Below are 9488 nucleotides of genomic sequence, written 5' to 3' on the forward strand. Positions count from 1 at the left end.
CGGCCTCAACTGGCCTGCAGCAACGTGCACTTCCGTCCTTCAAGGCGCATCCAGCGTGAGATGAGGTTTAGGTGATGACACGTCAGCAAGTCGCCGCAGCAGCACGAACTCAGCAGGGCGGCCGTTCCACGACGGGCGAGCAGGCGGAGCTGCTCCGGATCGGCATGGACTCACTGCACCAGGCCGATCCCGAGCTCGCCGCCCTGCTGGACGCCGAGGTGAGTCAGCAGAACACGATCCTCGCGATGATCGCGTCGGCGAGCATCGCGGACCCGTCCGTCCTCGCCGCCGGCGGAGCGGCCGTCTCGAACGTGACGGCGGAGGGCTATCCAGGGGCGCGTTACCACCCAGGGGCCCAACAGTTCGACGAGATAGAGAACTTGGCGGTGGAGCGGGCCAAGCACCTGTTCGGCGCGCGCTACGCCAATGTGCAGCCGCACTCCTGCTCCTCCGCCAACCTCGCGGTCCTCTCCGCGCTGATCCGGCCGGGCGACACACTCCTCGGCCTCGACCTCGACGCGGGCGGCCATCTCACCCACGGTTCCCGGGCATCGGTGAGCGGACGCCACTACAACGCGGTGTCCTACGGCCTGGACGAGTTCGGCCGCATCGACTTCGCCCGGCTGGAGGACCTGGTCCTGGAGCACCGGCCCCGGGTGCTGATCGCCGGAGCCAGCGCTTATCCGCGTACCGTCGACTTCGCCCGGTTCCGGTCGATCGCCGACACTGTCGGGGCGTATCTGATCGCGGACATCTCCCACATCGCGGGCCTGGTGGCCGCGGGTCGGCATCCGAGCCCGATCGACGTCGCCCACATCACGACCACCAGTACGTACAAGCAACTGGGCGGCCCCCGGGGCGGTTTGATCCTCAGCGGGCGGGAGTACCGGACGCCCGGACCCGACGGCCGTACCCCGCTGAACCGGCTGATGCAGCGCGCCGTGTTCCCGCAGTCGCAGGGCACGCCCAGCCCGGCCTCCATCGCCGCCAAGGCGCGTGCCTTCGCCCTGGCCGCCGAGCCGGCCTTCCAGGAGGCGGCACGGCTGATCGTGCTCGACGCCCGGGCACTCGCCGCGGAGCTCTCCGCCCTCGGCTACCGGGTCCTCACGGGCGGCACCGACAACCACATGGTCCTGATCGACATCGCCGACATCGGCCTCACCGGGGTGACCGCGGAACGCGCCCTGGAGGAGTGCGGCATCCTCGCGAACCGCAACCGCATCCCCGGCGACACGAAGCCGCCGCTGGTCACCAGCGGACTGCGGCTCGGCACCAACATCCTCGCGCAGCGCGGGATGGGGCCCGAGCAGATGCGCGAGTGCGCCCAGTTGCTGCACACGGTGCTTGCCGGCACCCGCACCGAGTCCGACACCGAGTACCGCATCGATCCGGCCCTGGTCGCCACCGTCCGCGAGGAAGTCCGGTGGCTGTGCACCCGTCATCCCCTGCCCATCGACACGACTGCCAGTGTCCCGGTTTCCCTGATCGGAGTCGGAACGTGATCACCGACCACAGCTCAGCCGCCGACGCCCGTGCCGACATGACCGCGGAGCCCTGGCCGCCCGTGCTCGTCCCCACGGACCAGCCGCGCCGCCCCGGCTTCGCCCCCCGTACCTCGGCCGTGGAGACGGTCGCCCTGGAGGCCCGGTCCGTCCGGGACAGCGTGCTGGCCGCCGCCTTCGCCGCCGTACTGCACCGCTACACCGGGCAGGACCAGATCTCCCTGACCGGGCCCACGGGAGAGGTCCGGTTCGAGATCGCGCGTGAGACGACCCTGCGGGACCTGGCCGAGAGCAGCACCGCCGCGGCCCCGGCCGACGGCCCCGTCGGTTTCACCACCGGCGCGGCCCCGTCCGGGGACGGCTCCCCCTTCGAGCTCCTGCTGGTCGTCAGCGCCCGGCAGGCGGAACTCCACTACGACATCGAGCTGTTCGAGCGCACCACGGTCCTCCGGCTGCTCGACCACTACCGCACGCTGCTGGCCGACGGACTGCGCAACCCGGAGCGCACCGTGAACCGGCTGCGGCTGCTCTCCGACGAGGAGCTGCACCGCACCCTCGTCGAGTGGAACGGCACCGAGACGGATCTGCCCAACCAGGGCACCCTGCACGAGGCGTTCGAGGCACGGGCCGACCGGGCGCCCGACGCGATCGCCGTCGTGCACGGCACCGAGCGTCTGACATACCGCCAGGTCAACGCCGAGGCCAACCGGCTCGCCCACCACCTGCGCTCCCTGGGCGTGGGCCCGGACGCCCGGGTCGGCCTGTGCCTGGACCGCTCCGCGCAGCTGCTCGTGGCGGAGCTCGCGGTCCTCAAGGCGGGCGGCGCCTATGTGCCGCTCGACCCGGACTATCCCGCCCAGCGCATCGCCGCCATGGTCGCCGGCACCTCCTGCACGGTGATGATCAGCCGTGAGGCGCTGACCGGGAACCTGCCCGAGGGCGACGGGCAGAGCCCGCCGCTGGTCCTGCTGGACCGGGACGCCGACGTCCTGGACCGGCTGCCCGAGCACAACCCGGGCCGCCTCGCGGGCCCCGACCACCTCTGCTACATCATCCACACCTCCGGTTCGACCGGTGCGCCCAAGCCGATCGCGCTGCGCCACCGCGGAGTCCTGAACAACATCGCGGACCTCAACTCCCGCTACGGCGTGGGTGCAGGGGACTCCGTGCTCGCGCTGTCGTCGCCCAGCTTCGACATGTCCGTGTACGAGTTCATCGGCCTGACCGTCGCCGGCGGCACCGTGATCGTGCCCGACGCCGCCCGCACGAAGGACCCCGCGCACTGGGCCGAGCTGCTGCTCGCCGAGGAGGTCACCGTCTGGAACTCCGCCCCGGCGCTGCTGAACCTGCTGACCGACCACCTGGAGCAGACCGGTGCCGAGCCGCTGCCCCTGCTGCGGCTGGCACTGCTCGGCGGCGACTGGGTGCCGGTGACCCTGCCGGACCGGGTCCACGCCATCGCTCCCGAGCTGCGGTTCGTCGTGATGGGCGGGGCCACCGAGTCCTCGATCCACTCGACGATCTACGAGGTGGACAAGGCCGACCCGAACTGGACGAGCATCCCGTACGGCCGTCCGATGGCCAACCAGCGCACGTACATCCTCGACGAGGACCTGCAGCCGGTGCCGCCGGGCGTGCCCGGTGAGCTGTACCTGGCGGGCACCGGTCTGGCCCGCGGCTATCTGGACCAGCCGGAGCGCACCGCCGAGCGGTTCATCGACTGGTCGTACGGCGATGTGGTGCGCGGCGAGCGCCTGTACCGCACCGGCGACGCCGCCCGGTTCGGTCCTGACGGTCTGATCGAGCTGATCGGCCGCAAGGACTTCCAGGTCAAGATCCACGGCCTGCGCGTGGAGCTGGGCGAGATCGAGACCGTGCTGCGCTCCCACCCGGGCGTACGGCAGAGCGTGGTCGTCGCCCGCACCAACCGGCTCGTCGCCTATGTGGTGCCCGAGGCCGGGGAGACCCCCGACACCGACGCGCTGCTCGCCCTCGCGGCCGACAAGCTGCCGGAGTTCATGGTCCCCGCCGCGGTCGTGACGCTGGACAAGCTGCCCCTCACGCCCAACGGCAAGCTGGACCGACTCGGGCTGCCCGAGCCGCAGTTCACCATCGCCCCCTACCGGGCACCGGCGTCGGGCGTGGAGAAGATCCTGGCCGAGGTGTACGCCCAGGTCCTGGGCGTGGAGCGGGTCGGCGTCGACGACGACTTCCTGGTCGCCGGCGGCGACAGCATCCGCGCCATCAAGGTCGCCACCCGGGCACGCATCCGCGGCCTGGAGGTCACTCCGCGGCAGATCCTGCAGTGCCGTACCGTCGCCCGGCTCGCCCAGGCCGCGACCGTCACCGACTTCTCGGCCGAGGCCGCCGTCTCCCTTCCGCTGGCCGATACCGGCGGCCCGGAGTTCCAGGCATGGAAGGAGCGCTACCCCGGTCTCTCGGACGTGTGGCCGCTGACCTCGCTGCAGTCCGGAATTCTCTTCGAGTCGACGCTCAACGACACCGGCTACGACGCCTATCAGATGCAGACCGTGTTCCACCTGACCGGTGAGGTCGACGCGGCCCGGATGCGGGCGGCGGGCCAGGCCTTGCTCGACCGATACGCCAACCTGCGCGTCGCCTTCGTCCCGGACGCCGACGACAACCTGGTGCAGCTCGTGGTGGACGGCGTCGAGCTTCCGTGGAACGAGGTCGACCTGGCCCCGGTGTCCTGCGCCGAACGCGACGAGGCCTTCCAGCGCTTCCTCGCCGAGGACTACGCCACGCACTTCGACCGCACGAGCCCGCCGCTGGTGCGGCTGACCCTGGTGCGGTTCGGCCCGGAGCAGTACGCGCTGGTCCTCACCACCCACCACGTACTGATCGACGGCTGGTCCGAGCCGATCCTGATGCAGGACCTGCTGCGTCTGTACGCCTCCGAAGGGGACGCCTCGGGTCTCCCCCGGGTCCGTCAGTTCCGGGACTTCCTGGCCTGGCTGGACCGTCAGGACCGCGCCGAGACCGCGCGGGTCTGGGCCGAGGAACTCGACGGCATCGACGAGCCGACGCTGCTGGTCCCGGCCGGCGCTCCGCGCGCCGAGGCCCGCGCGGCCGGAGAGCTCGGCCTCACGCTGACCCGGGACGACTCCCGGCGCCTGCTGCGACGCGCCTCCGAGCTGGGCGTCACGGTGAACACCCTGGTCCAGGGCGCCTGGGCGGTGCTGCTCAGCGGGCTCACCGGGCGCGAGGACGTGGTGTTCGGAGCCACGGTCTCCGGTCGTCCCGGGTCGCTGCCGGGCGTCGAGTCGATGGTCGGTCTGTTCATCAACACCGTTCCGGTACGGGTCCGTTGCGCCCCCGGTGACACCCTCACCGAGCTGCTGCGGAACCTGCAGGGCCGGCAGTCCGCGCTCCTGGACCACCATCACCACGGCCTGAGCGCGATCCACCAGCAGACCGGTCTGGACGCCCTGTTCGACACCCTGGTGGCGTTCCAGTCGTATCCGGTGGACCACGAGGGCATCGCCGAGGCCAGTGCCGCGGCGGGCATCGAGGTCACGGGGGTACGCGCCGAGGGCGCCGCCAACTACCCGCTGGCCCTGATCGTCGAGACCGACTCCGGTGTCCGGCTGACCCTCCAGTACCACCGCAACCTCTTCACCGAGGACGCCGTCGACGACATCGCCGTACGACTGCACGAGGTGCTGTTCCAGCTGCTGGAGGACCCGGACCGGCGCGTCGCCACGGTCGACGTGCTGCTGCCCGCCGAGCGGGAGGCACTCGCCGCCGGGCGGCGGGGCGCGGCCACGGCGGCCGTCGCGGTCGCGGCGCCCGTCGCGCAGACGGTGCCCCGGGAGACGCTGCCCGCCATGGTCGAGCGGCAGGCGGCCGCGACGCCGGACGCCGTCGCGGTGGTCTCCGAGGGGGTCTCGCTCACCTACCGCGAGCTCAACACCTGGGCCAACCGGCTGGCGCACCAGCTGATCCGGCACGGCGTCGGTCCCGAGTCCGCGGTCGCGCTCGCCCTGCCGCGCTCCGTGCAGCAGACGGTCGCGCTGCTGGGGGTGCTGAAGTCCGGCGCCGCGTTCGTCCTGGCCGAGCCCGACAACCTCCCGGCCCAGGTGGCCGAGTTCGTCAGGCGGTCGGACGTCGACGAACTGGGGACGAACCCCACGTGCCCGGGCGACAACACCGATCCCACCGACCGGGCCCGCAGGGCACCCCTTGCCCCGGGACACCTGGCCTGGCTGCGTCGCCCGTACCGCGGTGACGGCGTTCCGGTCGAGGTGGCGGTCGACCACCACGTGCTGGTCGACGGAGCGCTGCGCTTCGCTTCCGCCGCGGGGCTGAAGCCCGGCACGAAGATGCTGGCCGCCTCACCGCACGACGACGCGATGCTGTTCGAGGTCGTCGCGGCCCTCGCCTCCGGCGCCTGCGTGAAGGTGCCCACGGAGATCGACTCCTTCGGCAGGGACTGGGGCTGGACCGGCGATGTGATCAGCACGGTCGCGCCGTTCTTCGCCCAGGTCCTGAACAGGGCCGGCGGCGCCATCTACGCCAGCACGGTCGTCCTCACCGGAGACAGCCTGCCCGGACCGCTGGTGCGCCGCATACGCGAGGCGATATCCGGCGTGCGGGTGGTCGGCACCTACGGTCCGGCCGAGACGCTCCGCGCCGCCGCGCTCGACGTCCCGCCGGTGACGGCCGGTTCCGACGGCGCCGAGCCGGGCCTCACGGGCGGCCTCCCGCTCGGCTCACCGCTCGGCAACACCCGTGCCTACGTGCTGAGTTCAACACTGCGGCCCGTACCGCAGGGCGTGACGGGCGAGTTGTACGTCGCCGGTGACGTGGCGCGCGGCTACCACAGCCGGGCCGACCTGACCGCCGAACGGTTCGTGCCCGACCCGTACGGTCCGCAGGGCGCGCGGATGTACCGCACCGGCGACCTGGCCCGGTGGTCCGGTGACGGCTCACTCGAATACGCCGGTGCCGCCGGCCCGCAGCCGCGGGTGCGGGGACACGTGGTCGCGCCCGCCGGAGTGGCGACCGTCCTCGCCGCGCACCCCCGGGTGTCCCAGGCGACCGCGGTCGTCCGCGGGAGCGACGGCGCGAACGGGGACGACCAGCTCGTCGGGTACGTCGTGCCGCTGCGCGACAGCGGCGGTGTGGAGGCCGAGGAGCTGCGCGCGTTCGTGGCGCGACAGCTGCCGGACCACCTGGTGCCGGCCACGGTCGTGACCCTGGACGCGCTGCCGCTGGCGGCGGACGGGTCCGTGGACCGGGACGCCCTGTCCGAGGCCGGTGCCGACTCCGCCGGGGGCGGTCACCGCAAGGGCCGGACGCCGCAGGAGGAGGCGGTCTGCGAGCTGATCGCGGACGTGCTCGGTGTCGAGCGGGTCGGCATCGACGACAGCTTCTTCACCCTCGGCTGCAACTCGCTCAAGGCCACCCGCATCATCGGCCGCATGCGCAGGACGCTCGGACTCGAGGTCTCGATCCGCCTGCTGTTCCAGCACCCCACCGTCGCGGAGCTCTCCGAGCACCTCAAGCCCGCGACCACCAAGACCCGGCCCAGCCTCGGCAACGCACTGAGGCGTGTGGTCGACCGTGAGCCCGGTGCCCCCACCTCGCTCGCCCGACAGATCCGTATCGATATGAAGGAGCAGGTGCCCCAGATGCGAGAGAACGCCAAGGAGCAGGCCAAGCAGCTCAAGGAGCAGCTCACCGCCACGACCCGTGACAAGTGGGACGGCGACGCCTTCGAGGCCAAGCTGATGGCCGACGTCAACGAGCGCATCCGCAGCGGTGTCCAGCAGGGCTCGGGCACGCCGAAGGACAAGAACGCCAAGGAGTCGCAGAAGCTGCTGAAGCGGATGGTCGAACGCTTCGGCGAGGAGGTCCGCGACGCCGGCCACAACCGCGCCTTCTCCCACGACGAGCTGGACAAGGTCCAGGAGATCCTCACCGCGACCGTGGACTCCCTCCGCGGCCTCCTGCGAGACCTCCCCGAAAAGGTCGGCTGACTCCCCCGCCGGCCGCCCACCTCGGGCCCCGCCACCGCGTCCCCCGCGCGGTGGCGGGGGCCGAGGCATGTGTGCGTACGAGTACGGCGGCGCGTTCACCGGGCGGGGCGGGCACCTTCGACGCGTGTCCGTTCCCGACCTGGGTGGCCGACGCCTGGGGCCGCTCGCCCGGGGCCGCTCGGCATGGGTGGACTTGGCGGGATGGCGCTATCGGAGCGGCCCTTGCTCGTCGACGAACGCGGTGGGCGTGGAGAGGAACGCATCGGTGTTCACCGGGCCGTAGGCGATGTTGAACGTGTCCAGCCAGTAGGACCAGTCCCGCACCCCGGCCGCGCTGCTGAAGCGACAGTTGAGCTGCCAACGCACCCACTGGCCGGGGGCGAGTCGCACCGCCGGGGGCCGTCGGGGCCGGGGAGGCAGGCCGAACCGGGGCTCCACTCGGGGCAGAACCCGCAGCCGTCCATCGCTTTCACGGAGCTGAACGTTGACATGGCCAGGGTCTGCCTGGGTCTCAACCGGCCCGAAGCCGTCTCGCTCGTCCATGCGGATCACGTGTGCGGAGGCGGCCGCGGTGTGCGGCAGAGCGAAGCCGATCGGGGCCGCGTTCCTGCGCGAGGCAGCCTCACCTCCCCGGGACTGCTTCGTCCAAGAGGTCCGTATCCACTGGACGGTGATCTCCATGGCGTCCTCCTGGCTCCTCATAAAGGAGCTCACTCTATGACCGACGAACGGTCGGGCCCGCGAGTTGCTCGGCGGCATACGGTGTGAGCAACGGACGTTCTGGAGTACAACCGGCACACACCGGCACACCGTCAACTCGATCAGCGCCGGCCGAGCTCCCACTGGGGGTCGACACGGCATCCTGCGGACAACTCCCCACCAGGGGCAACGCGAAAGCGCCGTCGCCTCGGGCCGGGTGAGTCCCGGTCGGAGGCGACGGCGCTTCGCTGTGGTGTTCTCTGCTTCTCTTCTCTGCTTCTCTTCTCTGCTACGGCCACCCCTCCTCGTCCAGGTCGCAGGAGGCTCGGCGTACGACGATGTCGCCGATGATGGTGTGGGCCTGCACCTGTACGACCTCTTCGGTCTCCGTGGGTGTCAGGGTCTCGACGTCGAGGAGGTCGAGGGAGCGGTAGACGGTGCCGACGTGGGAGCTGAGGTCCAGGCGGGCGGCGGCGCCGGTGGCGATGCCCAGTTCCAGTCGGCCGGACGCGGTCTCCAGTACGAGCGGCCCCCGTACCGTCTCGTCGATACGGATGTCGCCCTGCGAGGCCCTGGCCTCGACCCCGGCGTGCGCCCGGCCGATGTACAGGTCACCGCTGTCCGCGTACACGTGTACGTTGCCCGTGACCTCCCCTATCCGCGTGTCACCCTTGGTCCTGTTGAGCTGCACCGAGCCGTCGATCACCCGGATGCGTACGTCACCGCATTCGGCGAACGCCTCGACATCGCCGAACGCTCGCTCCACGGTGACGTTCCCGAGCACCGAGGTCAGGTGCAGGGCTCCCGTCTCGTCGAGCTGGATGTGCCCGCAGTCGGTGGTCAGCCGGCACTCCCCCACGCGGCCCCGGATGTGGAAGTCCGCGGCCAGGGCGTCGCCGTACAGCCGCGAAGCGGTCGGCAGCTTGATGTTGATGATCACGGCACCTCCCCCGCGGGGGAAGCCGGGCGCCTTCGGGGCGGACACCACGAGCTCTCCCGCCGTGTAGCCGATGCGGGCCTGTTCGGCGGTGGCCACGTCGCACGGGTCGGAGTGATCGCTGGGTCGCACGTCGACAGTCGTGTCGGTGCGGTCGCTCGCGACGATCCAGACATTGCCGACGTTGATGTCGATGGTGGCGATGATCGGTTCAGGAGTGTCGAATACCGGCATGACGAGCCCTCTGGCGGATAGCAAGCAGCCCGTGGCCTCACGATGGGCGCCACGGGCTGCGGAGTGAGTGGGTGGGGTGGTGGGGGGCCGGACTGCGGGTGTCTGGGTGGTGCT

4 protein-coding genes are annotated in these 9488 nt (G+C 71.4%); 2 read left to right on the forward strand and 2 right to left on the reverse strand.

Going from position 1 to position 9488, the window contains the following annotated elements; all coding sequences use genetic code 11:
- Positions 1–164: 164 nt before the first annotated feature.
- Together ACZ4WS_RS47560 and ACZ4WS_RS47565 are read left to right on the forward strand one after the other, a co-directional pair.
- Positions 165–1502, forward strand: coding sequence for a serine hydroxymethyltransferase (locus ACZ4WS_RS47560; protein WP_467990439.1), 1338 nt, complete (start codon positions 165–167; stop codon positions 1500–1502).
- A complete protein-coding gene (locus ACZ4WS_RS47565; protein WP_467990435.1) occupies positions 1499–7504 on the forward strand; it encodes an amino acid adenylation domain-containing protein in 6006 nt (2001 codons plus the stop codon). The genes ACZ4WS_RS47560 and ACZ4WS_RS47565 overlap by 4 nt, the downstream gene beginning before the upstream one ends.
- 207 nt (positions 7505–7711) lie before the next feature.
- On the opposite strand, the gene ACZ4WS_RS47570 is transcribed toward ACZ4WS_RS47565, so the two are convergent.
- The gene (locus ACZ4WS_RS47570; RefSeq protein ID WP_467990442.1) at positions 7712–8185 is read right to left on the reverse strand and encodes a hypothetical protein; all 474 of its coding nucleotides are present in this window, start codon (positions 8183–8185) and stop codon (positions 7712–7714) included.
- 307 nt (positions 8186–8492) lie between these two features.
- Positions 8493–9374 carry a DUF4097 family beta strand repeat-containing protein gene (locus ACZ4WS_RS47575; RefSeq protein WP_467990437.1) on the reverse strand — a complete coding sequence of 294 codons (882 nt, stop codon included), beginning with the start codon at positions 9372–9374 and terminating at the stop codon, positions 8493–8495.
- Positions 9375–9488 lie beyond the last annotated feature (114 nt).

The sequence above is a fragment of the Streptomyces sp. NPDC029292 genome (genome assembly GCF_055569295.1).